Origin of the sequence: Paucibacter sp. B51, assembly GCF_027863535.1 — a bacterium.
In the GTDB taxonomy this organism is placed as follows: domain Bacteria; phylum Pseudomonadota; class Gammaproteobacteria; order Burkholderiales; family Burkholderiaceae_C; genus Paucibacter_A; species Paucibacter_A aquatilis.
Map to the genome: position 1 here is coordinate 1,879,936 of NZ_JAPIVN010000001.1, position 22,916 is coordinate 1,902,851.

19 protein-coding genes are annotated in these 22,916 nt (G+C 67.2%); 13 read left to right on the forward strand and 6 right to left on the reverse strand.

Annotation, left to right across the window (positions count from 1 at the left end):
• Window positions 1-84: 84 nt before the first annotated feature.
• Window positions 85-429, reverse strand: a complete 345-nt coding sequence (locus tag OOB33_RS07980; RefSeq protein WP_102768089.1) for a zinc ribbon domain-containing protein YjdM — start codon at window positions 427-429, stop codon at window positions 85-87.
• Window positions 430-837: 408 nt separating this feature from the next.
• Between OOB33_RS07980 and OOB33_RS07985 the strand changes: the two genes are divergently transcribed.
• The 5 genes from OOB33_RS07985 (at window position 838) to OOB33_RS08005 (ending at window position 5,362) form a co-directional block, all read left to right on the forward strand.
• A complete protein-coding gene (locus OOB33_RS07985) occupies window positions 838-1,698 on the forward strand; it encodes a class I SAM-dependent methyltransferase (protein ID WP_271008294.1) in 861 nt (286 codons plus the stop codon).
• Window positions 1,699-1,739: 41 nt separating this feature from the next.
• A complete protein-coding gene (locus OOB33_RS07990) occupies window positions 1,740-2,612 on the forward strand; it encodes a Rossmann-like and DUF2520 domain-containing protein (RefSeq protein WP_271008295.1) in 873 nt (290 codons plus the stop codon).
• 42 nt (window positions 2,613-2,654) lie between these two features.
• Complete coding sequence (locus OOB33_RS07995; protein ID WP_271008296.1) at window positions 2,655-3,884, forward strand: GGDEF domain-containing protein; 1,230 nt, start codon at window positions 2,655-2,657, stop codon at window positions 3,882-3,884.
• A 26-nt stretch (window positions 3,885-3,910) separates the two neighbouring features.
• Entirely contained in the window at window positions 3,911-4,591 is a 681-nt protein-coding gene (locus OOB33_RS08000; RefSeq protein WP_271008297.1) for a CBS domain-containing protein, read from the forward strand.
• A gap of 180 nt (window positions 4,592-4,771) precedes the next feature.
• On the forward strand, window positions 4,772-5,362 hold the full coding sequence (locus OOB33_RS08005) for a protein phosphatase CheZ (RefSeq protein ID WP_171827475.1): 591 nt from the start codon (window positions 4,772-4,774) through the stop codon (window positions 5,360-5,362).
• Window positions 5,363-5,377: 15 nt separating this feature from the next.
• Here the strand turns inward: OOB33_RS08005 and OOB33_RS08010 are convergent, their stop codons facing one another.
• The gene (locus tag OOB33_RS08010; protein WP_271008298.1) at window positions 5,378-6,229 is read right to left on the reverse strand and encodes a zinc-dependent peptidase; all 852 of its coding nucleotides are present in this window, start codon (window positions 6,227-6,229) and stop codon (window positions 5,378-5,380) included.
• A gap of 95 nt (window positions 6,230-6,324) precedes the next feature.
• On the opposite strand from OOB33_RS08010, the gene OOB33_RS08015 reads away from it, so the two are divergent.
• The 5 genes from OOB33_RS08015 (at window position 6,325) to OOB33_RS08035 (ending at window position 11,033) form a co-directional block, all read left to right on the forward strand.
• Window positions 6,325-7,512, forward strand: coding sequence for a YbfB/YjiJ family MFS transporter (locus tag OOB33_RS08015; RefSeq protein ID WP_271008299.1), 1,188 nt, complete (start codon window positions 6,325-6,327; stop codon window positions 7,510-7,512).
• A 45-nt stretch (window positions 7,513-7,557) separates the two neighbouring features.
• The gene (locus OOB33_RS08020) at window positions 7,558-7,944 is read left to right on the forward strand and encodes a nuclear transport factor 2 family protein (RefSeq protein WP_271008300.1); all 387 of its coding nucleotides are present in this window, start codon (window positions 7,558-7,560) and stop codon (window positions 7,942-7,944) included.
• Window positions 7,945-8,184: 240 nt separating this feature from the next.
• A complete protein-coding gene (locus OOB33_RS08025) occupies window positions 8,185-9,393 on the forward strand; it encodes a hypothetical protein (RefSeq protein ID WP_171827479.1) in 1,209 nt (402 codons plus the stop codon).
• Window positions 9,394-9,425: 32 nt separating this feature from the next.
• Window positions 9,426-9,881, forward strand: coding sequence for a hypothetical protein (locus OOB33_RS08030; protein ID WP_223696728.1), 456 nt, complete (start codon window positions 9,426-9,428; stop codon window positions 9,879-9,881).
• Between the two features lie 126 nt (window positions 9,882-10,007).
• Complete coding sequence (locus OOB33_RS08035; protein WP_271008301.1) at window positions 10,008-11,033, forward strand: S1/P1 nuclease; 1,026 nt, start codon at window positions 10,008-10,010, stop codon at window positions 11,031-11,033.
• A 16-nt stretch (window positions 11,034-11,049) separates the two neighbouring features.
• Here OOB33_RS08035 and ylqF read toward each other — a convergent pair whose 3' ends face one another.
• From ylqF to OOB33_RS08055, 4 genes are all read right to left on the reverse strand, one after another.
• Complete coding sequence (ylqF, locus tag OOB33_RS08040) at window positions 11,050-12,069, reverse strand: ribosome biogenesis GTPase YlqF (protein WP_102768078.1); 1,020 nt, start codon at window positions 12,067-12,069, stop codon at window positions 11,050-11,052.
• A 48-nt stretch (window positions 12,070-12,117) separates the two neighbouring features.
• Entirely contained in the window at window positions 12,118-12,348 is a 231-nt protein-coding gene (locus tag OOB33_RS08045) for a cysteine-rich CWC family protein (RefSeq protein WP_271008302.1), read from the reverse strand.
• Window positions 12,345-13,928: a malonate--CoA ligase gene (locus tag OOB33_RS08050; RefSeq protein ID WP_271008303.1), complete on the reverse strand. Its 1,584-nt coding sequence runs from the start codon at window positions 13,926-13,928 to the stop codon at window positions 12,345-12,347. The genes OOB33_RS08045 and OOB33_RS08050 overlap by 4 nt, the downstream gene beginning before the upstream one ends.
• 160 nt (window positions 13,929-14,088) lie before the next feature.
• Complete coding sequence (locus tag OOB33_RS08055) at window positions 14,089-14,607, reverse strand: response regulator (protein WP_165794576.1); 519 nt, start codon at window positions 14,605-14,607, stop codon at window positions 14,089-14,091.
• A gap of 371 nt (window positions 14,608-14,978) precedes the next feature.
• Here OOB33_RS08055 and uvrA point away from each other — a divergent pair, with 371 nt between their 5' ends.
• The 3 genes from uvrA to OOB33_RS08070 all read left to right on the forward strand — a co-directional run bounded on the left by uvrA (window position 14,979) and on the right by OOB33_RS08070 (window position 22,860).
• Complete coding sequence (gene uvrA, locus OOB33_RS08060) at window positions 14,979-20,717, forward strand: excinuclease ABC subunit UvrA (RefSeq protein ID WP_271008304.1); 5,739 nt, start codon at window positions 14,979-14,981, stop codon at window positions 20,715-20,717.
• Window positions 20,714-21,319, forward strand: a complete 606-nt coding sequence (locus tag OOB33_RS08065; protein ID WP_271008305.1) for a hypothetical protein — start codon at window positions 20,714-20,716, stop codon at window positions 21,317-21,319. The genes uvrA and OOB33_RS08065 overlap by 4 nt, the downstream gene beginning before the upstream one ends.
• A 125-nt stretch (window positions 21,320-21,444) precedes the next feature.
• Complete coding sequence (locus OOB33_RS08070; protein ID WP_271008306.1) at window positions 21,445-22,860, forward strand: esterase-like activity of phytase family protein; 1,416 nt, start codon at window positions 21,445-21,447, stop codon at window positions 22,858-22,860.
• Window positions 22,861-22,916 lie beyond the last annotated feature (56 nt).

Consider the following 22,916-nt stretch of genomic DNA (forward strand, 5'->3'; position numbering starts at 1 on the left):
GGAGTGGTGGTGGAGGGGGGACTGACTACAAACTGCGGGGTTCAGTGCTCCTCGCCGGTCGGGGCTGGCAGGGGTTTTGGTGAATCAGGCCTTTTTCAGGAATTCGGACTTGAGCATCAGGCTCACGCCGTCGATCTTGCAATCGACATCGTGGTCGCCATCAACGAGGCGGATGCCCTTGGCCTTGCTGCCCTTTTTCAGGGTGATGGACGAGCCTTTCACCTTCAGGTCCTTGATCAGGATGACGCTGTCGCCATCGACCAGAACCTGGCCGTTGGCGTCGCGCACCACTTTGGCGGCCTCGCCGGGCTCGTCGGCGGACGGGGCCTCGGACGACCATTCAAAGCCACAGTCGGGGCAGATGAATTGCGCACCGTCGGTGTAGGTGTTTTCGAGCGTGCATTGGGGACAGGCGGGCGGCGTGGACATGGCGGGTTCTTGGCTTTAGCTTTTCCCGCCGCGTGAACTGCGGGAGCGAGGGTTTCTTGCGGCTGGTTTGTGCGAATCGCGCGACACTGTAACCGAGTGCTTCAGCGCATGCGCTCCTGAAAGCGCTGCCGCGCATGCCTCAGTCAGGGGGGGGGGCACTGGCCGGTCGCCATGCCTTCCGGCATGGATTTGCGCTTGCGGCCATACTCTTGCCGGCAGCGCGGACGAACCGCAAGCGATCATCAAGGCGGGGCAAGGCCTCACCCTGCGGTTTCGCTGGACACGGCCCATTCACTCAAGCATCCCTTCGCTCGTTCATTGCGCGGGCGTCAGCTGTTTGGATGGCACTGTGGCGGTCGCCGCGCATCACCCCAAACCCGTGTTCACCGCTGACCTGGAAGACCTGCCATGACGATGACCCGCCCCTTGTCTCTGAGCCTGCGCCTGGCGCTGGCGACCAGTGCCGCCCTGTTTCTGGCTGCCGCGCCTGCCCACGCGGCGACAGACGCTGTTGCCAAAGAAGATGCGGCGCTGAAGGCCGCCATCGCCGGCAGCCACCGCACGCCGGCCAACGTGGCTCGCGACGGTGCCCGCCATCCTTACGAGACCCTGAGCTTCTTCGGCATCAAACCGACCCAGACCGTGGTGGAGCTCTCGCCCGGCGGCGGTTGGTACACCGAGATTCTGGCGCCCTATCTGCGTGACAAAGGTCAGCTGATCCTGGCCGGCGACGACCCGGCTTCCGAGGTGCCGTATTTCCAGCGCAGCGCCGCCCGCATGAAAGCCAAGCTCGAAGCCCTGCCGGCCGTGTACGACAAGGTGCAGGTGACGGTGTTCGCGCCTGGCGCGGGCAAGTTCGATTACGCCAAGCCGGGTTCGGCCGATCTGGTGCTGACCTTCCGCAATGTCCACAACTGGATCTCGGCGGGTGAAGGCAAGGCGCAGGCCGTGTTCAACAGCGCCTTCGCGGCGCTCAAGCCCGGCGGCGTGTTTGGTGTGGTCGAGCACCGCCGCCCGGTCGCGCAGGCCCAGGATGCCAAGGCCTCCAGCGGTTATGTGCACCAGGCCTATGTGATCCAGCTGGCCGAGAAGGCCGGCTTCAAGTTGGCCGCCAGCTCCGAGATCAATGCCAACCCCAAGGACACGGCCGACCACGAAGGCGGCGTCTGGTCCCTGCCGCCGACCTTCGGCCTCAAGGACAAGGACCGCGCCCGTTATGAAGCCATCGGCGAGAGCGATCGCATGACGCTCAAATTCGTCAAGCCCTGAGCGGGCCTGAGCTTGGCAGCAGCGAGCCGCTGAACGCCTTCATGTTCGAGCGCATCGCCTTCATCGGCGCAGGCCGGCTGGCGCGCACCCTGGCCCCGGCCTGGGCGGCGGCCGGCCAGCGGGTGGTGGCCGTGGCCAGCCGCCAGCCTGGCGCCGCGCAAGACCTGGCCCAGCACCTGCCGGGCTGTCAGGCGCTGGCACCCGAGGTGGCGGTGCAGGCGGCCGATCTGGTGCTGCTGACCGTGGCCGACGACGCCATCGCCTCGGTCGCTGCCCGCCTGCCCTGGCGCCCGGGGCAGGCGGTGCTGCACTGCAGCGGCGCCACCGAGCTGGCGGCCCTGGCGCCAGCTGAAGCGCTCGGCGCGCACATCGGCGGTTTCCACCCGCTGCAGATTTTTTCCGACCCCGCACGTGCGGCAGCCTTGCTCGCCGGCAGCACGGTGGGCATCGAAGCCAACGATGCGGCCTTGAGCGCGCGCCTGCACGACTTGGCCGCAGCCTTGGGGCTGAAGCCGCTGTCACTGCGCCCCGGCACCCGGGCGGCCTACCATGCGGCCGCCAATCTGGCCGCCAGCAGCCTGCTCGCGGTGTTGGCCGAAGCGCGCCAGGTCTGGTCCGCCATCGGCCTGCCGCCGGAGGCTGCCCTGGGCGCCCTGCTGCCGCTGGCGCGCGGCACGCTGGACGCGGCCGAATCGCGCGGTCTGGCTGGCGCGCTTTCGGGCCCGGTGGCGCGCGGCGATGCCGGCGTGTTGACCGCCCATCTGCAGGCCCTGGAGGGACTGGGCGCCGAGCATGCGGTGTTTTACCGCGCATTGCTGAGCCGCCAGCTGGATCTGGCCGCTGAAGCCGGCCGTCAGCCCGAGGCGCTGCTGGCCCTGCTGCGCCGTCAGCTGCAGCTGTTGCAGTCGCGCTAATTTCTTGTGCCGTCCGGGTGCGGGCGGCTCCTAGAATCCGGCATGCGTTTGGATGTCCCGACCCTGTTCGCTGTGGTAACGCTGGTGGCCTTGTTGATGGCCGGCTGGGTCAGCTTCATGGCCTGGGGCAAGCCCGCGCGTGATGCGCTCTGGGCCTGGGGTATGGCCCTGGTGTCCTACGCGGCCAGTCATGTGATTTTTGCCGTGCTCAATGTCGTGCCTTCGCCGAGTTTGGTGGTGGCCGGCAATGTGGCCTACGGCGTTGCGCTCTCGCTGATGCTCTTGGCCATGCGTCGCTTCGACGGTCTGGACAGCAATGCCGGCCCGCCGGTCTGGGTGCAGCTGCAGCTCTTGCTGCCGGTGCTGGCCATTGCGCTGCTCTACACCCTGTTGATGGAGCAGTACGCTGCCCGCGTGGTGATGGGCTCGCTGGTGTTCTGCTTGCAGATTGGCTTCATCCTGCGCGCCTTGCTGGACCCGCGCCTGCCGCGTCCGGGGCGTGGCCGCTACATCCTGTTGACGGCCTTCTTTGCCCTGCTGAGCTCGCTGCTGCTGCGCGCCCTGGCCGCGGCCATGGGCTGGATGAGCAGCAATAACGACGAGGCCGGGCGGCTCTGGCTGACCATGGTTTTCGTGGTGGCCTTGTGCGCGGTGATCAGCATCTCGCTGGGTTTCGTCTACATGACCATGGAGCGGGCCGAGCAGCGCAATTTCGAGCTGGCGATGAAGGACATGCTGACCGGCCTGTCCAACCGCCGCGCGATCAGCGACCAGCTGCACATGGCGGTCTCGCGCGCCCAGCGGCAGGGCCAATACCTGAGCGTGCTGATGCTGGACATCGATCACTTCAAGCGCGTCAACGATGGCTACGGCCATCAGGCCGGCGATGCCGTGCTGCGCGGCGTGGCCCGTACCCTGCAAAGCCGTCTGCGTGCGCAAGACCAGATCGGCCGTTTCGGCGGTGAGGAGTTCTTGCTCATGCTGCCCGACACCCATCTGGAGGGCGCCACCACCCTGGCCGAGGCGCTGCGCCAGGCGGTGGAGGCCTCGCCCACGCAATGGGGGGCACACAGCATTTCCGTCACCATCAGCATCGGTGTGGCGGGCGGCGTGATCAGCGGCGCGCACACGGTGGACGGCCTGGTCGCTGCGGCGGATGCTGCCATGTACCGCGCCAAGCAGGGCGGCCGCAACCGGGTGGAGCTGGCCGATATGAGCAGCCTGCTGCCGGGAGGCCAGGCTGCGCTGCCGCCGGCCGTGCCGCGCGACTGAACGCACCCCCTCGAGTTTTCCCCACCATGCTCACCGTCTACGGCCTCAACGGACGCATCTTCAGTGGCTCGCTCGAAGGGCTGCGCGAGCTGGGCCCGGTGCAGGCGGTGGCGCGCTTGCGCGCGGTCGAGCCGGTGCACCGTGATCAGGGGCCCAGCCTGCAGCGCGGCCTGCCCGCACCCGGGATGCCGGGGCGCAAGGCCGGCCGGCAGGGCGCGCTGGCAGCCTATTCCGAGGCCCAGCAGCAAGCCCAGCCTGCGGCCTCGGGTGCGGGGGCTCGTCAGCCCCTGACTTTGACCGAGCAGCTGATGAGCCGCAAATTGATCACCGTGCCGGTGATGGCCAGCGTGGCCCAGGGCCTGGATCTGCTGGCCGAGGCCCGCGTGGGCCAGGCGCCGGTGCTGAACCCGCAGCAGCGCCTGGTCGGCCTGCTGCTGCGCGCCGATTTGCTGCCGGTGCCGCGGGATATTCAGGATGCCGCCGCCTGGGCGCGCTGGTTCAGCCGGCCGGTGGGCGAGGTGATGTGGAGCCCGGTACCCGCGGCCCGGCCCGACACGCCCATCCGTGAGGTGGCGCAGGCCTTGCTCGATCTGCGCCTGCCGGGCTTGCCGGTGCTGGATGAGTCAGGCGAGCTGGTCGGCTTCATCTCGCGCAGCGACATCTTGCGCGGCCTGAGCCGGGAGCCGCCCCTGGATTTGTGGGGTTGATGCGGCAGCCGCGGCCGTCAAATTTGCAGATTTCGGCATCTTTTTGCCGACACCGTGCGGAATTGCGAGGAGCGCTGGGCGTCGGCAAGGCTTGGGGCTAATATTTCCGACCGCGCTGCCGAAAAGGTGATGTGCGCACGTCGCCCATCGGCGGCATTCAAGGGTCTAGGGAGTCGCTGCATGTCAGTTGTAGGTTCGGAGGCGCAGACCTCCATGCATCAGCAGCCGGGCTACCACGGCGCGGAGCATCCCGCAGTGGTGCTGCAGAAGGTGGTGCAGGAACTGCCCGACGCCTGCGAGCGCCTGGCTTATGTGCGACAGATGACCGAGCAGGCCGCCACCACGGTGCTGGGCCTGGTCGACACCGCCCAGGAGAACGCCGAGCAGGTGCGCCGCCAGGGCCATGACCTGTCCGACTCTCTGAGCCGCATGGCCGCCGCCCCCGAGCTCAGCGTCGAGCGCGCCCGCGCCATGCTCAAGCTCTGCGCGGCCTATGCCGCCACCGCCGCCGGTTTTGCCGAGCGCGAAAAGTCTCTGCACACCGAAATCATGATGGCCCAGGGCTTCCAGGACTTGTCCGGCCAGGTCATCAACAAGGTGATCGGCATGCTGGAGCGGGCCGAAAAGCCGCTCGAACATCTGCTGGCCGATTTCGACCCGCCCGCCAGCGACGCCCCGGCCGACGCCCAAACCCTGGCCGGCGTGCAAACGCCCGACAAGGCCTTGCAGCAGGATGATGTGGACGACCTGCTGGCTTCGCTGGGCTTCTGAGCCCGGCTTGCGGGCTCAGTGCCAGCTCAGCGGGTTGAGCTTGTAGAAGCTGCTCAGCTGCCCGTACAGCGCCGGGTGCGCCTGGGCCAGCTCGCCCGGCCGCTCGAAGAACAGCTCGCTGGTGACGGCAAAGAACTCGGCCGGATCGGTGGCGCCGTAGGCGTCGATCAGGCCGTCCTGCTCACCCCAGGCCAGGCGCTGGCGCAGCGCATCAAATTCGTTCTGCATCACCCGTGACCAGCGGCGGTAGGCCGCGGTGCTGCCCAGCAGGGGCGCGCCGTTGGCATAGCCCTTGGCCTGATCCAGCTGGTGGGCAAACTCGTGGATCACCACATTGCGGCCATCGCTCGGGTCCATGGCGCCGGCCAGCACGTCCTGCCAGGACAGCAAGACCTGACCCTGCACCCAGCTTTCGCCCGCCAGGGCCCGGCGCTGCTCCATCTGCACCTCGGCCAGGCCCGGCGCCTGGTGCAGGCGGTCGACCACAAAGGCGCCCGGGTAGAGCAGGATCTGCTTGAGCTGGGGGTAGTAGCCGCGGCGTGCGCCCAGCAGGGGCAGGCAGGCCTGGGCGGCGATGGTCACGCGCATCTCGTCCGTGACCGTGAGGCCGCCGCAGCCGATGATGGGTTTCTCGGCCAGAAAGACCTGCATCTCCTGCTTGAGCCGCAGCTGCAGATCGGCCGGCAGGCGCTGCAGCAGCGGAAAGCGACGGCGCAGGATGCGGCGCCAGGCCTGCGGGAACGCCTGCGCCCGCAGGCGCGCGCGGCGGCGGCGCTGCAGCCAGGGGGCGGCCATCAGCCAGACCATCAGGCCCAGTGCGGCGGCCAGGGTGAGCAGCAGGGTCAGGGCGGAGGTGGAACTGGGCATGGCGAAGGGAGGCAGTGTGGCTCTGCACATGCGCCCGCCGCCGCAAAACACAAGAGCGCACAAGAGCGACGCTGCATCTCGTTTACCCTTCGGCCATGACTGCCGCCCCTCCGACCCAGCCGCCCGTCAGGGCGGAGCTGCGGCCGGCCCAGGTCATCATCGGCGGCATCTGCGGCCTGGTGCTGACTGTGGGCCTGGCCCGTTTTGCCTACACGCCCTTGCTGCCGCTGATGCAGGCGCAGGCGGGGCTCAGCGATGCCGCGGCCGGCTGGCTGGCCGCCATCAATTACCTGGGCTATATGAGCGGTGCCTTGCTGGCGGCGCGCCTGGAGGATGGGCGTCTGCGCCATCGGCTCTACAGCATCGGCCTGTGCCTGAGCTTGCTGGTGACCCTGGCCATGGGCCTGGCGCCCAATGTCTGGCTGTGGGCGGCCTCGCGCTATTTGGGTGGCTTGTGCGGTGCGGCTGGCATGTTGCTGGGATCGGGCCTGGTGCTGGGCTGGCTGATGCGCCAGGGCCGGCGGCCCGAACTGGGCTTGCATTTCATGGGCCTGGGCCTGGGCATCGTGGTCTCGGCCCTGGGGGCCATGGCCATGGCGCCGCTGGACTGGGCCTTGCAGTGGCAGGGCTTTGCCTTTGCCGGCCTGCTGGCGCTGGCGCCCGCCTGGGCCTGGCGGCCGCCGGTGCCGCCCGCGCCGTTGGCGGCGGTCGTGCCGGCCGAGCTGCCTTCGCGGCGCTGGCTCTGGCTGATGGGGCTGATGTATTTCTGCGCCGGCTGGGGCTTTGTCATCAACGCGACCTTCACCGTGGCCATCGTCGAGCGCCAGCCTTTGCTGGCCGGCCAAGGGCCCTGGGCCTGGCTGCTGGTGGGCCTGGCCGCCGTGCCTGCGGTGTTCGCCTGGGACCGGGTGGCACGTCGCCTGGGCGAGCTCAAGGCCTTGCTGCTGGCGTTTGGCCTGCAGGTCATCGGCGTGCTGCTGCCGGCTTTGCACGGTGGCTTGTGGGCGGCCCTGGGCGGCGCCTTGCTCTACGGCGCCACCTTCATCGGCATCGTCAGCCTGACCCTGGCCCTGGTGGGGCGCCGATCGCCGGCCAACCCGGGCAAGGCCATGGCGCGCCTGACCCTGGGCTATGGTCTGGCGCAGGTGGGCGCGCCGGCGCTCAGCGGTCTCTGGGTTCAATCCAGCGGCTCGTTTCACGGCGCGCTGTGGCTGACCGCGGCGGTCTTGCTCGTGGGCATGGGGCTCTTGCTGGCCTTGATCCGCCTGGAGCATGAGCTGTGATTGCATCCAGTATCATGCGCCGGCTTCAGCACGGAGACTTTTGCCATGGACCTCACGCTTTGCAGCACACACCGAGACCTGATCGAACAGTTTTGGCGCACGGCCAATGACGGCGATTGGTCGGCCTTTGAGGCCTTGCTCAGCCCCGATGTGGTCTACCTGGTGCCGCAAACGCGCGAGCGCATCCGTGGGCGCGAGCACTTCGTCGAGTTCTTTCGCAGCTGGCCCGAGGCCTGGCGGGCCGAGCTGACGCGCTGCATCGTCGATGAGCGCGGCGCGGTGTCGGTGATCGATTTTCTGACCGCGCGCGGCAGTGAAACCGGCATCTCCTTTTTCGAACTGAGGGACGGGCAGATCACCGAGATCCGCGACTTCTGGCCCAGCGAATACGAACCGCCGCAGCGCATGATTGCCGCCGTCGAGCGCTATTGAGAGCGGCCTGCATAGCACTTGTGTGCAGTAGTTGGCGCGTTTTCGGCGGCGATTGTGGTGCGGATGCCGCCTGTCAGTTTTCTGTTTGCGAGGCTTTGCAATACTTGCCCTCGACCGTTGGGCCGGGCCGATGCGCAGACATGAAACCGGACGCAGCCGAGGCTGCGACACAAGCCTGACGGAGGGAGTGGAGGAGGGTGCGCGATGTCCGCGTGCCCTGGCTGTCTGGAAAGGACTGTCATGTCGCAGACGTCTCCTCGCTCCTCTTCGACGTCGGTGTCGCGCGCCGCTGCGTTGCCCCCTGAGTCCCACTCGGCCTCGCCCTGGCGCCTGGCGTTGCCAGGTCTTTTGGGCCTGGGTTTGCTCGCATTGGCCCTGGGCTTGTCTCAGCCAGCGCGGGCCCAGGATTTCGATTTCAAAGGCTTCGGCACCCTGGCCGTGGGCAAGGTGCTGAACGGTTCGCGTGACACGCCCTTGTTCGGTCGATTCGAGTGCCCTTGCGCCATCGCCGATTACGGCCATGGCGGGCTGTACCGCAAGTCCTGGAGCGCCTCGCCCGAGTCCAAGCTGGGCTTGCAGAGCACGGTCAAGTTTGGCAGCCAGTGGTCGGCCACCGGCCAGGTGGTGGTGCGCGATGTCGACGGCCTCAAGGCGGGCCTGGAATGGGCCTACCTGAGCTACACCCCCGACAGCCACTGGACCCTGCAAGCCGGGCGCAAGCGCCTGCCGCTGTTCTACTACTCGGACTTTCAGGACGTGGGCTATGCCTACAACTGGATCCGCCCGCCGCAAGACGTCTACGGTTGGGAGGCGATCAACTTCAACGGCTTCACCGCCGCCTACAGCACCCAGCTCGGTGACTGGTCGCTGCGCGGCAGCGCTTTTGCCGGCCGCGAGGCGACCAAGGACAACGACGCTGCCAAGATCTACTACGAGGCCCGCCAGGACATCACCTGGAAGCGCATCATCGGCGCCGATCTCGAGGTGGCCAATGACTGGCTGACCCTGCGCTTCAACATCATCAAGAACAAGGTCGATCAGTGGGACTACAGCGATGGTACGCGCACCCAGGTGACGCAAGACAAGTCGCAGCTGATCTATGGCGTGGCTGCCAACATCGATTGGGAAGACTGGCTGCTGCGCTCCGAATACAGCATCTTCGACCGCTCTGACTTCGCCTACAAGGCCAATGGTGTGGCCGTGGCGGTGGGGCGGCGTATCGGCAAGTTCACGCCCATGCTGACCTTCGGGCGTTATCGCGAGACCAACCGCTGGGCGCCGGACACCGTGCAGCGCGACGACACGCTGAGCCTGTCGCTGCGCTACGAGCTGGGCCGCGCTACAGCGCTCAAGCTGCAGTGGGACCGTTTCAAGGACAAGTCCGGCCCGGCACTCGATTTCGTCGGCAATTCCAAGCTGCTGTCCCTTTCGCTGGACACCGTGTTCTGAGCGTGCCCCGACTTCCATCGCAGGAGAAAACTATGAAACCAAACCTCACGACCCCCGTCTGCGCTCGCCCCGTCGCTCGCCTCTTGGCGGGCCTGCTGCTCAGCTTCAGCCTGGGCAGCGCCTGGGCCGAGATGGTCATCATCGTCAACCCGAAGAATCCGGTCGCCAATATGAGTGCCGAGCAGGTCAGCGCGCTGTTCCTGGGCAAATCGAACGTGATGCCCTCGGGCGGCACGGCGGCGCCGGTGGACCAACTGGAAGCCGGTCCGCTTTACGAAGAGTTCTACGCCAAGGTGGCCGGCAAATCGAGCTCGCAGGTCAAGGCGGCCTGGTCGCGCCTGACCTTCTCCGGCAAGGGCACGCCGCCGCGCGCCATGGCCAGCTCGGTCGAGATCCGCAAATTCGTGGCCAGCAATGTCGATGCCATCGGCTACATCGAAAAGTCCGCCGCGGATGCCAGCGTCAAGGTCGTGCTCTCGGTGAACTGAGCCCGGCGGCCCGGGGCCTGTTCGCTTTCGTCACTTCCGTCGCCACTGAGCTAGGGGTGGCGCCGCGCTGGCTTCGGCCTATGCTGCGGCCACCTCGGCATCGAAGAACGAGGAAGGACGCGGGCCATGCGAGTTCATTTCCTGTCGCGGCTGCTGGCCGCTTGCGTGTTGGTGTCCAGTGCGGCGGCCCAGGCCTTCGGGCCGCATGGGCATCAGACAGTCGGAGGCATTGCCGACCAGCTGCTGGCCGGCAGCTCCACGGCCAAGGCGGTGCGCGCTGTGCTGGGCTCCAATTTGCAAACCGCGTCCGTCTGGGCCGATTGCGCCAAAGGCGTGGGCCAGGTCAAGGCCGGCGCACCGTTTGCCTACGATGGCAGCGGCCCCTACCCTGAGTGCGATTACTACGAGAACCCGGCCAGCCAGGCGGCGCTGGTGGCCTTCGTCAAGCGCAATGCCAAGAGCTGCTACAGCAACTCCAGCGACGAGAGCTGCCGCCACAAGTCTTACCACTACACCGACATCTCCCCGCTGCGCGAGGCCTATGCTCCGGGCCTGGCGGGCAGCAGCGACCATGACATCGTCCATGCGGTGAACGCCTGCATCCGCGTGCTGCAAGGCCAGGACGCACCGGCGCCCTTCAACATCCGCAGCAAGAAAGAAGCCCTGCGCCTGCTCGCGCATTACCTGGGCGATCTGCACCAGCCCTTGCATGTGGTGTCGGCCTATCTCGACCCTGCCGGGTTCAGTTTCGACCCGGATCAGCCAGGGCAGGATCCCAAACGCGTGGCCAAAGCTTCGACCAAGGGCGGCAATCTCATCCTGCTCGGCAGCAGCAAGCTGCATGGCTTGTGGGACAGCATCCCGGGGCCGCTGGCCGTCAAGCTGCTGGCCGGCGAGGGGGCCAGCGAGGCGCGTCAGGTGTCGGCAACACCGGGTCCGCTCGATGAATGGGCCGAGCGCTGGGCCAGCGACACCTTGCAGTCGGGCCTGCCCGCACTGGCTGCGCTCAAGTTCGGCCCTCAAAATCCCGATGGGCGCTGGAAGGCCAGCTATGGCTCCAGCTACAGCCGCGAACGCAGCGCCTTGCAGCGCGCTCAGATCGTCAAGGCTGGCGCGCGCCTTGCAGAACTCCTGCGGGCGGTGATGCCCTGAGGGCCGGCTGGCACGCTCAGCCTTCGCGCTCGGCTTCCTCGTCGAGCTCCGTGCTTTCAGGGTTCTCGGGGGCGGCCAAGGAGGCATCGCGCTCCGCCCTTGTGGCCGGGCCCTTGAGGCGCTTGTTCTTGCGCGCCGCGGCCTTGGCCTGGCGGGCAGCCTCGCGCTCTTCGGCCACCGCGGCCCAGGCCTTGAACTCTTCGGGCGTTTCCAGCGAGATCGGGCCCAGCACCTTTTGCCGGAACTCGTACATCAGCACCTCGGCGGCCTTCTGCAAATTGACCCGGCCGCCGCCCAGCATGGCGCCCCGCTTGCGGCCGATCTCGGTCAGCAGCTGCTCATCGTTCATGCCCTCGACCTCGCCCAGCTTGTAGCGCGCCTTCAGCATGTCGAGGTAGGCCGGGTGGCGGCGCAGGTAGGCCAGCAGCTCCAAGGCCACCTCTTCTTCATCGAAGGCATTGCGGCCCACCGCGCCACTGGCGGCCAGGTTGTAGCCGCTTTCCTCGATGGCGATCTTGGGCCAGAGCATGCCGGGCGTGTCGAAGAGGTAGAAGTCCTGGTCCAGCACGATCTTCTGCTCGACTTTGGTGATGCCCGGCTCATCGCCGGTCTTGGCACTGCGCTTGGAAGCCAGCGTGTTGATCAGGGTGGACTTGCCGACATTGGGAATGCCGCAGATCAGCACCCGCAGGGGCTTGACCATCCCACCGCGCAGCGGCGCCAGCTCGCGGCAGGCCTTGATCAAGGCCTGGGCCGGCGCCTTGTTGCTCGCATCCAGGCCGATGGCGCGGGTGTCGGGCAGGCTGTTGTAGTGGGCCAGCCAGAGGGCGGTGCGCTCGGGGTCCGCCAGGTCCTGTTTGTTGAGTAGCTTGAGCGTGGGCTTGCCCGCCGTCAGCTGGGCCAGCAGCGGGTTGGCGCTGGAGCCGGGCAGGCGCGCATCGAGCAGCTCGATCACCACATCGAGCCCCGCCTTCATGCGATCGTTGATCGCATTGCGGGTGGAGTTCATATGCCCCGGAAACCAGTTGATCGCCATGCTTGTGTGCTGCTCTGAAGAAAAGGCGCGGCCCTGGCCGCGAGGGGGCTATTGTCGCCCGGGCGTTGCGCCGGCGCTGGCCTCTTGCGCCGCCAGCTCGCGCAGGCAGGCCAGGCACAGGCAGCTGGAATACATTGCCGCCAAGCGCTCACGCAAGGCCGGACTCAGGCGCAAGTCAAAGCAGTCGCAATGCGCGTCAGCGGCGCCGCAGTGAAAACCACCGCCGCAGCGCGGGCAGCGGTCGTTCAAGAGCGTCCGGGCGGGGTCAGGGGCGCTCATGCGAACAGGCCGGCATGCTGCTGGCGCAGCAGGTTTTTCTGCACCTTGCCCATGGCATTGCGCGGCAGCTCGGGCGCCAGCAGGATCTGCTTGGGCACTTTGAAGCCGGCGATGCGGGATTTGAGCGTGGCGCTGATGGCGGCAGGGTCCAGGCTGGCGCCGGGCTTGGCGATCAGCACGGCGACCACGGCTTCGCCAAAGTCGGGGTGGGGCACGCCGATCACGGCCGACTCGGCCACGCCGGGCAGTTCGTTGAGAAAGCCTTCGATCTCGGCCGGGTAGACATTGAAGCCGCCGCTGATGACGAGGTCCTTGCTGCGGCCAACGATCTTCACATAACCGTTTTCATCCACGCAGCCGACATCGCCGGTCTTGAACCAGCCGTCGGCGGTGAATTCCTCTCGGGTCTTTTCGGGCATGCGCCAGTAGCCGCCGAAGACATTGGGGCCGCGCACCTCGATCTGGCCGATGTCGCCGGTGGCGCAATCGCCGCCCTCGGCCGTGCGCACACGCAGGCTCACGCCGGGCAGGGCCGGCCCGACCGTACCGCCGATGCGCGCGCCATCGGCCGTGCGGCAGGGATTGGACGTGAGCATCAGGGTCTCGCTCATGCCGTAGCGTTCCAGGATGGTGTGGCCGCTGCGGGCCTGCCAGTCGCGGAAGGTCTCGATCAGCAGCGGCGCCGAGCCGCTGATGAAAAGCCGCATGCTGCGGCAAGCCTCCAGGTTCAGGCCAGGCTCAGCCAGCAGGCGCACATAGAGCGTGGGCACGCCCATGAAGACCGTGGCTTCGGGCAGGCGGCGCAGCACGGCGCGCGGCTCGAACTTGCTGAACCAGATCATGCGGCTGCCGTTGAGCAGGGCGCCATGCGAGGCGACGAAGAGGCCGTGCACATGGAAGATGGGCAGGGCGTGGATCAGCACATCGCCGGGCTGCCAGTCCCACAGGTCTTTCAGGGTCAGCGCATTGCTGAGCAGATTGCCGTGGCTGAGCATGGCGCCCTTGCTGCGCCCGGTGGTGCCGCTGGTGTAGAGGATGGCGGCCAGGTCCTCGCTGCGGCGCAGGGCGGGCGAGTGCTGGTCGGACATGGCGGCGGCGCGGTCCAGCAGGGTGCCGCTGCGGTCTTCGTTGAGGGTGAAGACGTTTTGCACCCCGGCCATGAAGGCCAGCTTGCTGGCCCAGCCGAAGTTCTTGCCGCCGCAAACCAGCACGGCGGGCTCGGCGTCCTGGATGAAGTAGCCCAGCTCGGCCGCCTGGTAGGCCGGGTTCAGCGGCAGGTAGACGAAGCCGGCGCGCAGCACGGCCAGGTAAAGCATCAGCGCTTCCACGCTCTTCTCGCAATGGGCGGCGATGCGGCTGCCCTCGGGCAGGTCCAGGCTCAGCAGCAGGTTCGCCAGCATGGCGGTGCCGCGCTCCAGATCGCGCCAGCTGTAACGCAGGCCCTCGCCATCGGCGCATTCGATGGCGCAGGCGTCCAGGTCTTCAGGGAAGGCGGCGCGCAGGGCGGCGAACAGATTGCCGGTGGCGGCTGCGCTGGGCGCGGAGGAGGTTGCGGAGGGCAGGGGGGCGGGGCTCTTCATGCTCCGCATTTTGCTGCAGGGCGCCCATGAGGCCCCGCGCGGGCGCAAGACGGCGCGTGCGTGTGCGCACCGTGATCGTTCGTGAAAAATACCGGGCGCTCGATTTCAGCGAGTTTCGCCCAGCGAACGCAGCCCGAGGCCGAACGCTTGCGCGGTTCGCTCAGCTGCTCATGCCCGGCAGCACCAGCCAGCGGCTCAGGTGCTGGCGCAGAGCGCTGAAATCCAGGGGTTTGGTCAGGTGCTCGTCCATGCCGGCGGCCAGGCTGGCGGCGATATCGCTTTCCAGCGCATGGGCCGTCAGGGCCAGGATGGGGAAGCGCGCCAGGCTGCCGGCTTCTTGCAGGCTGCGCAGGCGGCGGGTGCATTCCAGGCCGTCCATGCCGGGCATTTGAATGTCCATCAGCACCAGGTCCGGGGTGGCGCGCGTGCAGGCCTGCAGGGCTTCCTGGCCGTTGTTGGCCAGCAGGGACTCCACGCCCATCAGGGCCAGGAACTCCAGGGCCACGACCTGATTGATCTGGTTGTCTTCCACCAGCAGGACCAGGGGGCGGCGGGCTTGGGGCTGGGTTTCGGAATCGCCGCCGGGGCTGCGCTCAGGCGCCGCCGGGCGGGCGGGGCCTTGCGCGACCAAACGCATCCAGTTGGCCTGGATGGCGCGCTCGAAACCATGTGTGTTCATTCCCCGACCCCAAAACTCTGCGTCAACAACCATCAGCACTGCCGGGCTGACGGCTGCTTTTGCGGCAGCTCAGAGCCCTCCCTCGCGCAATTTATTCGATCTGCGCCTGCGCTCGCCAATCCTCGGGGAAATTCGACTTCGCTCGGTGATCTGTGCGCTGTTCGCCATTGTTGCCTGTGCGCAGAGCGAGCGCAACGCGGCAGGCTGCGCGGATGCCTGGGGTTTCCCCGGAGTGATCTGGACGGGCTCTTGACGGCCGGCACGCGAAAGGCTTGGCTTTTTCTCTGGTTTGACCGTGCGACCCTGCTGACAGCTTTGGGTCGGCCCCCTCCCTAGAATGCCTGCTCCCAGCGCAGCAGCAGGCACTCTCCATGTCCGAAGGCACCATCCGCATCCGCGGCGCCCGTCAACACAATCTCAAGAACCTCGATCTGGATCTGCACACGGGCGAGCTGACCGTGGTCACCGGCCCCAGCGGCTCGGGCAAGTCCAGCCTGGTGTTCGACACCCTGTACGCCGAAGGCCAGCGACGCTATGTCGAAACCTTCTCGGCCTATGCCCGCCAGTTCCTGGACCGCATGGATCGCCCGGCGGTGGACAAGGTCGAGGGCGTGCCGCCGGCGATTGCCATCGACCAGACCAACCCGGTGCGCACCAGCCGCTCCACGGTCGGCACCATGACCGAGCTGAACGACCACCTCAAGCTCTTGTTCGCCCGCTCGGCCCAGCTCTTCGACAAAAAGACCGCCCAGGCGGTGCGCCACGACACGGCGCAGACCATTTACTTGGAACTGCTAGAGCGCACCAAGGAGCACGACCCTCGCATCGTGCTGACCTTCCCGGTCGAGCTGCCGGCCACGACCAGCAGCGAGGAAGTGACGCAGTGGCTGTCGGCCAGCGGTTTCACGCGCGTGCAAGCCGAGCGTGAAGTCGCCACGCCCACCGGGCCGCGCAAGCTGCTCGATGTGGTGGCGGACCGTTTCCGCCTGCAGGGCGCCGACAAGCAGCGCGCTATGGAAGCGATCGAGCTGTGTCTCAAGCGCGGATCGGGTCGATTGAATGTTTACGTTCTGCCCGCAACTCCTGGCCCCTCGCCTGCGGGTACGCAGGCGGTCCCCCGAGGGGACGCGGCCGTTCTTGGGAGCGGCCCGGCGAACGGCCAGGACGGTGACGCCGTCCTGTGGCGTTACTCAACCGGCCTGCATTGCCCCGACAGCGATCTGCGCTACCAGGAGCCCCAGCCGGCGCTGTTCTCCTTCAATTCCGCCATGGGCGCCTGCGAGACCTGCCGCGGTTTCGGCCGCGTCATCGGCGTGGACTTGGGGCTGGTGATTCCGGACGAGAAAAAGACCCTGCGCAATGGCGCGATCAAGACGCTCTCGACCCCGGCCTGGAAGGACAGTCAGGACGACTTGCTGCGCTATGCCGGCGAGGCCGGCATCCCGCGCGACACGCCCTGGAACCAGCTCTCGCAGGCCCAGCGCGACTGGGTGATCCACGGCTCGCCGAACTGGACCGGCAACTGGAACAAGCAGTGGTACGGGGTCATGCGCTTCTTCGAGTACCTGGAGAGCAAGGCCTACAAGATGCACATCCGGGTGCTGCTGTCCAAGTACCGCAGTTACACCACCTGCGGGACCTGCGATGGCGCCCGCCTCAAGACCGAGGCCCTGCTCTGGCGCGTCGGCTCCAAGGAGCTGGCCGATTCGCTGTTGCCCCCGGCTCAGCGCCTGATGCCCAAGGGCGTGGACTGGAGCCGTGCCCAGCTGGAAGCCTTGCCGGGCCTGGCCTTGCATGACTTGATGCAGCTGCCCATCCATCGCCTGCGCAGCTTTCTGGATCAGCTGCAGCTGCCCAGCAGCCTGCTCGACGATGCTCTCAAGCTGCTGCTGGAGGAGATCCGAAACCGGCTCAAATACCTCTGCGATGTCGGCATCGGCTACCTCACGCTGGACCGCCAGAGCCGCACGCTCAGCGGCGGCGAGGTGCAGCGCATCAACCTGACCACGGCCCTGGGCACCTCGCTGGTCAACACGCTGTTTGTGCTGGACGAGCCCAGCATCGGCCTGCACCCGCGCGATATGAACCGCATCGTCCAGGCCATGCACCGCCTGCGCGATGCCGGCAACACCCTGGTGGTGGTCGAGCATGACCCGGCCGTGATGCTGGCGGCCGACCGGCTCATCGATATGGGCCCCGGCCCGGGCGAGAAGGGCGGGCAGATCGTCTTTGACGGCACGCCGGAGTCCATCCGCGCGGCCGACACCCTGACCGGCGCCTACCTCGGTTCGCGCAAATTCGTCGGCATGGGCCTGAAGCGCCCGGTGGAGGCCAGCACGCCCAAGCTGATTCTGGAGGGCGTGCGTGAGCACAACCTCCGTAACGTCAGCGTCGAGTTCCCTCTGCAGCGCATGGTGGTGGTGACCGGCGTGTCGGGCTCGGGCAAGAGCACGCTGATGCAGGACGTGCTGTACCCAGCCCTGGCCCGCCACTTCGGCCAGGCCACCGAGACACCGGGCCAACACGATCGCCTGCTCGGCGCCGACTGGCTGGCCGATGCCGTCTTTGTGGACCAATCGCCGATCGGCAAGACCGCGCGCTCCAACCCGGCTTCCTACGTCGGTGCCTTCGATGAGCTGCGCAAGCTGTTTGCCGCCACGCCGCTGGCGGCCGAGCGCAGCTATACGGCCGGCATGTTCAGCTTCAACGCCGGCGACGGCCGCTGCCCCACCTGCGGCGGCTCGGGCTTTGAGCATGTGGAGATGCAGTTCCTGTCCGATGTCTACCTGCGCTGCCCGGACTGCGATGGCCGGCGCTACCGCGCCGAGATGCTCGATGTGAAGCTGCAGCGCGCCGAGCGCGAGATGAGCGTGGCCGATGTGCTTGAATTGACCGTGAGCGAAGCGGTCCGCCTTTTCAAGGACGACCGCGAGGTGCTGGCCAAGCTGCAGCCCATCATCGATGTGGGCCTGGAGTATGTGAAGCTGGGCCAGCCCGTGCCCACGCTCTCCGGCGGCGAGGCGCAGCGGCTCAAGCTGGCCGGCTTCCTGGCCGAGGCGGCGAGCAAGCCGCGCCAGGCCGTGGCCAAGAAGGGCACGCTCTTCATGTTCGACGAGCCCACCACCGGCCTGCACTTCGACGACATCGCCAAGCTGATGCGTGCGCTGCGCAAGCTGCTGGCCATCGGCCATTCGCTGATCCTGATCGAGCACAACCTCGATGTGATCCGTGCGGCCGACTGGCTGATCGACCTCGGCCCCGAGGGTGGCGAAGACGGCGGTGAGCTGGTCTGTGTGGGCACACCGGAAGAGGTCAAGGAACACCCCACTTCGCACACCGCCCTGGCCTTGCGCGAGTACTCGGCGCAGATGGACCGCCCCGCCATGAAGGTGGAAGAGGGCCGGCCGCTGCAAAGCCTGATCCGCGCGCGCCGGCAGCCGGCCCATCTGGACAACAACATCCAGATCGTCAACGCCAAGGAACACAACCTCAAGTCGGTCAACGTCAACATCCCGCGCGGCAAGTTCAATGTGATCACCGGCGTCTCGGGTTCGGGCAAATCGACCCTGGCTTTTGACATCCTGTTCAACGAGGGGCAGCGCCGTTATCTCGAATCGCTCAATGCTTACGCGCGCTCCATCGTGCAGCCGGCGGGCCGACCCGAGGTCGATGCGGTCTGGGGCATTCCGCCCACGGTGGCCATCGAGCAGCGCCTGAGCCGCGGCGGCCGCAAGAGCACGGTGGCCACCACCACCGAGGTCTGGCATTTCCTGCGCCTGCTCTACGTCAAGCTCGGTGTGCAGCACTGTGTGCACGACGGCACGCCGGTTCGGCCGCAGAGTGTCGAGTCCATCGCCGCCCAGCTGCTGCGCGATCACAAGGGTCAGCATGTGGGCCTGCTGGCCCCCCTGGTGGTGAATCGCAAAGGCCTCTACACCGATCTGGCCAAATGGGCCAAGGGCCGCGGCTACACCCATCTGCGCGTGGACGGCGAGTTCACGCCCACCGCGCCCTGGCCGCGTCTGGACCGCTTCAAGGAGCACACGCTGGAGCTGCCGGTCGGCGACCTGGTCATCAGCGTGGACAAGGAGGCCGAGCTGCGCGAGCTGCTGGCCAAGGCCCTGGATTTCGGCAAGGGCGTGCTGCATCTGCTGACCCCGCTGGACGGCCTGCACGAAGCCATCGCTGCCGGCCGCTCGACCGCGGGTCTGGGCACCGTCAAGGTCTTCAGCACCAAGCGCGCCTGCCCGACCTGCGGCACGAGTTATGGTGAGCTCGATCCCCGCATGTTCAGCTACAACAGCAAGCATGGCTGGTGCAACAGCTGCGTGGGGACAGGTCTTGCCCTGACGCGCGAACAGCGCAAGGCGCTGGACGACTCGGTCGTCGACGACAAGGGCGGCCGTGAGCAGAGCTTTGCCGGCCAGGAGGTGGACATCGAAGGCCTGGCCGACCAGCCCTGTGGCGATTGCCATGGCACTCGCCTGAACCCTTCGGCGCGCGCCGTGACCTTTGAGTCGCAGGCCATCAGCACGGTGGCGTCCTGGAGCGTCAAGCAGGCGCGCGCCTGGGTCGACAGCCTGGAGCTGCTCGGTCGTGACGCCGAGATCGCTCGCGATGTGGTCAGCGAAATCCAGGGGCGCCTGGAGTTCCTGGAAGAAGTGGGCTTGGGCTATCTGACCCTGGACCGCGCCGCACCCACGCTCTCGGGCGGCGAGGCGCAGCGCATCCGCCTGGCCGCACAGTTAGGCTCGAATCTGCAAGGCGTTTGCTATGTGCTGGACGAGCCCACCATCGGCCTGCATCCGCGCGACAACCAGATCCTGCTCAAGGCCCTGGGCCGGCTCAGCGATCTGGGCAACACCCTGGTGGTGGTGGAACATGACGAAGACACCATCCGCCGCGCTGACCACATCATCGACATCGGCCCCGGCGCCGGTAAACGCGGCGGCCATGTGGTGGCCCAGGGCTCGGCGGCCGATCTGGCCTTGCAGACCGATTCGGTCACCGGCCGCTTCCTGGCGCATCCGCTGATCCACCCGCTGCAGGCACGGCGCGAGATGCTGGACGACGCCCCGCGCCTGCGCGTACTCGATGCCACCTTGCACAACTTGCAGAAGGTGAACATCGATGTGCCCCTGCACCGCCTGGTGGCGGTGACCGGTGTGTCGGGCTCGGGCAAGTCCACGCTGGCGCGGGATGTGTTGCTGGCCAATATGGCGGTGGCCGTGCCCCTGCGCAAGGCGCCGGCCCACTGGATTGGCTGCGCCGGCATCGAGGGCCACGAAAAGGTGGACCGCGTGCTGGAGGTGGACCAGACCCCGATCGGCAAGACCCCGCGCAGCTGCCCGGCCACCTACATCGGTTTCTGGGACGCGATCCGCAAGCTCTTCGCCGAGACGCTGGAGAGCAAGGCGCGTGGCTATGCGCCCAACCGCTTCAGCTTCAACACCGGCGAGGGCCGCTGCCCCGGCTGCGAAGGCCAGGGCATGCGCACCATCGAGATGAGCTTCCTGCCCGATGTGAAGGTGCTCTGCGACCAATGCCATGGCCAGCGCTTCAACCCGGAGACTTTGGGTGTCAGCTGGCGCGGCAAGAGCATTGGCGATGTGCTGGCCATGGAGGTGGACGAGGCGGTGGAGTTCTTCGCCGCCATGCCCGCCATCGGCCACCCGCTCAAGCTCTTGCAGGATGTGGGCCTCGGTTATCTGACCCTGGGCCAGCCTTCACCGACGCTGTCGGGCGGCGAGGCGCAACGCATCAAGCTGGTGTCCGAGCTGGTCAAGGTGCGCGACGAGGTGGGCCGCCGCGGCCAGAAGGCGCCGCACACGCTCTATGTGCTGGACGAGCCCACCGTGGGCCTGCACATGGCCGACGTCGAGCGCCTGATCCGCGTGCTGCACCGCCTGGTGGCCGGCGGCCACTCGGTGGTGGTCATCGAGCACGATCTGGACGTGATCGCCGAAGCCGACTGGGTCATCGACCTGGGCCCGGACGGCGGCACGGCCGGTGGCGAGGTGGTGGTGGCCGGCACGCCGGAGCAGGTGGTGGCCAAGGGCTCGCACACGGGGCAGGCGCTGCGGCCGGTCTTGAGCCGGAGCACCGCTTGATGCTTGCGCAGCGGCCCGGCCCGTGGGGTGGGGCGATCGCCGTTGCGCTTCTGTGTTTCTGGGCGAATCGGGCATGGGCGCAGGCCCCGGCGCTAGCGCAGCCGCAGTCCGGGGGATCTGTCCAGGCTTTTGTCTTTGCCGGCCTGAGCCTGGAGACCACTCGGGCTCAGCTCCGGCAGCGCTATCCGCAGGACTATGCAAACGGCCACACCCTGGAGGTCGCGCCCGAGCGGGCGCAGGCCCACATCCACCAGATCGAGATCGCGTCGCCGGACGGCAGCGGGCGTGGCCGATTGCGCTTGGGTTTCGAGCGACGCGCGCTGATATCGACCGATGGCCGGGTGCTGCGGCCCTCAGTCTATCCGCGCTGCGCCGTGCTTGAAAAACAGCTGAGATCGTTGTTCGGAGCGCCAGCAAGCAGCCGTGAGTTCATCGAGGGCGATACCGATGGCTTGATGAATCGCGTTCTCGTCTGGGAGCGGCGCCTGCCCCAGTTGCCGCCAGACCAGCATGTGGAGCGGCTGTATCTGCAATGCGGTCGCAGCAAGGGTGAGCGGCGCTTCTGGGCCTTCTCGATGGAAGTGTCCCGAAGCGCGCGCTAAGCCTGTGCGCTCGGGCCTGCGGTTCGCAGCCAAGCACACGGGAATGTGTCACGCCCGCGTCACAGCCTCCGACTAGCCTGCCGGGTTGATTCGTGATTTATTCACTCTCCGGGGCTCCTCGCACTATGCTGAACATCTCTTTGCGCGCCGTTTCGGCCGCCGTGTTGCTGGCCTCGGCCACCTTGGCCGCGCACGCGGCACCTTCTTTCGTCAACGGCCTGGCCCTCGACGGTGCCGCCTTGGATCTGTCCGGCGGCAGCAGCGTCAACAACGGCCGCCTCGGCTATTTCTCCGACATCTACTACGACACCAAGCGCAATGAGTGGTGGGGCTTGTCGGACCGCGGCCCGGGCGGCGGCACGCTGAACTACAACACCCGTGTCCAGCGCTTCACGCTCGATGTGGACTTCAACACCGGCGCGATCAGCAATTTCAAGATCGCCGAGACGGTGGTGTTCCAGAGTGCCGGCCAAGGCCTGAACGGCTTGGCACCCAAGCCCAAGAACCAGCTGGGCCTGGCTTTCGATCCGGAAGGCGTGGTCATCAACCCGCGCACCGGCACCTTCCTGGTGTCCGATGAATACGGCCCTTCGGTGCGTGAATTCAGCCGCAGCGGCGAGCTGATCCGTACCTTCAACACGCCGGCCAACCTGGTGCCGCGCAATGCCGCCACCGGCGTGGCCAACTATGCCGATGACACCGGCAACAACGCCGGCAAGCGCACCAACCGCGGTTTTGAAGGCCTGGCCATCAGCCCCGACGGCAAGTACGCCTATGCCATGCTGCAAAGCGCCATGCTGGATGAGGGCGGCGGCAATGGCTCGGTCAACCGCATCGTCAAGTTCGACACGGCCACCGGCGAAGCCGTGGCCCAGTACGCCTACCAGATGAAGCGCAGCGGCCAGGGCCAGGGCATCTCGGCCCTGGTGGCTATCAACGACCATGAGTTCTATGTGCTGGAGCGCAACAACCGCGGCATCGGTGTCGGCGCCGAGCTCGCCACGGCCGACAAAGAGGTCTACCGCATCGACCTGACGGGCGCCACCGATGTCTCTGGTTTGAACCTCAGCACGGGCAGCTACACCAAGGTCAGCAAGTCGGGCCAGATCCTCGATCTGGACGCCAACACTCTGGCCGCCCTGGGCGGCAAGTCGCCCGAGAAGTGGGAAGGCCTGGCCATCGGCCCCAAGCTGGCCAATGGCAATTACCTGATTCTGGCCGGTACCGACAACGACTACAGCGTGACTCAGAACGCCAGCGGCGAGCAGTTCGACGTCTACTTCCGCTTCAGTGATGCCAATCCTTACGCCACGTCCATCCAATGCCCCTTGGGCACGGTGATTGGCTGCACGGGCGCGGCCAGCAGCGTGCCGCAGGATGGCAGCTACCGCCTGCTGCCGGGTGTGCTGCATGCTTACACCATCAGCGAAGCGGAACTGGGCAACTACACCGCCCCGGTGCCCGAGCCGAGCAGCTGGGCCCTGATGGCCGGCGGCCTGCTGGCCCTGGGCGGGCTGGCGCGCCGCCGCAGCCAGAAGTAAGCCGAGCCGGCCCTGGGGACAAGGGATCTGGCGGGCGCCAGGCCCGCAAAGCAAAC

Bases quoted from the DNA above. Each gene is read 5' to 3' on its own strand.
- OOB33_RS08055 (WP_165794576.1), bottom strand. From the start codon at position 14,607: ATGAACACACATGGTTTCGAGCGCGCCATCCAGGCCAACTGGATGCGT.
- OOB33_RS08025 (WP_171827479.1), top strand. From the start codon at position 8,185: ATGTCGCAGACGTCTCCTCGCTCCTCTTCGACGTCGGTGTCGCGCGCC.
- OOB33_RS07985 (WP_271008294.1), top strand. From the start codon at position 838: ATGACGATGACCCGCCCCTTGTCTCTGAGCCTGCGCCTGGCGCTGGCG.
- OOB33_RS08045 (WP_271008302.1), bottom strand. From the start codon at position 12,348: ATGAGCGCCCCTGACCCCGCCCGGACGCTCTTGAACGACCGCTGCCCG.
- OOB33_RS07995 (WP_271008296.1), top strand. From the start codon at position 2,655: ATGCGTTTGGATGTCCCGACCCTGTTCGCTGTGGTAACGCTGGTGGCC.
- OOB33_RS08020 (WP_271008300.1), top strand. From the start codon at position 7,558: ATGGACCTCACGCTTTGCAGCACACACCGAGACCTGATCGAACAGTTT.
- OOB33_RS08035 (WP_271008301.1), top strand. From the start codon at position 10,008: ATGCGAGTTCATTTCCTGTCGCGGCTGCTGGCCGCTTGCGTGTTGGTG.
- uvrA (WP_271008304.1), top strand. From the start codon at position 14,979: ATGTCCGAAGGCACCATCCGCATCCGCGGCGCCCGTCAACACAATCTC.
- OOB33_RS08000 (WP_271008297.1), top strand. From the start codon at position 3,911: ATGCTCACCGTCTACGGCCTCAACGGACGCATCTTCAGTGGCTCGCTC.
- OOB33_RS08015 (WP_271008299.1), top strand. From the start codon at position 6,325: ATGACTGCCGCCCCTCCGACCCAGCCGCCCGTCAGGGCGGAGCTGCGG.
- ylqF (WP_102768078.1), bottom strand. From the start codon at position 12,069: ATGGCGATCAACTGGTTTCCGGGGCATATGAACTCCACCCGCAATGCG.
- OOB33_RS08010 (WP_271008298.1), bottom strand. From the start codon at position 6,229: ATGCCCAGTTCCACCTCCGCCCTGACCCTGCTGCTCACCCTGGCCGCC.
- OOB33_RS08005 (WP_171827475.1), top strand. From the start codon at position 4,772: ATGTCAGTTGTAGGTTCGGAGGCGCAGACCTCCATGCATCAGCAGCCG.
- OOB33_RS08050 (WP_271008303.1), bottom strand. From the start codon at position 13,928: ATGAAGAGCCCCGCCCCCCTGCCCTCCGCAACCTCCTCCGCGCCCAGC.
- OOB33_RS07990 (WP_271008295.1), top strand. From the start codon at position 1,740: ATGTTCGAGCGCATCGCCTTCATCGGCGCAGGCCGGCTGGCGCGCACC.
- OOB33_RS08030 (WP_223696728.1), top strand. From the start codon at position 9,426: ATGAAACCAAACCTCACGACCCCCGTCTGCGCTCGCCCCGTCGCTCGC.
- OOB33_RS07980 (WP_102768089.1), bottom strand. From the start codon at position 429: ATGTCCACGCCGCCCGCCTGTCCCCAATGCACGCTCGAAAACACCTAC.
- OOB33_RS08070 (WP_271008306.1), top strand. From the start codon at position 21,445: ATGCTGAACATCTCTTTGCGCGCCGTTTCGGCCGCCGTGTTGCTGGCC.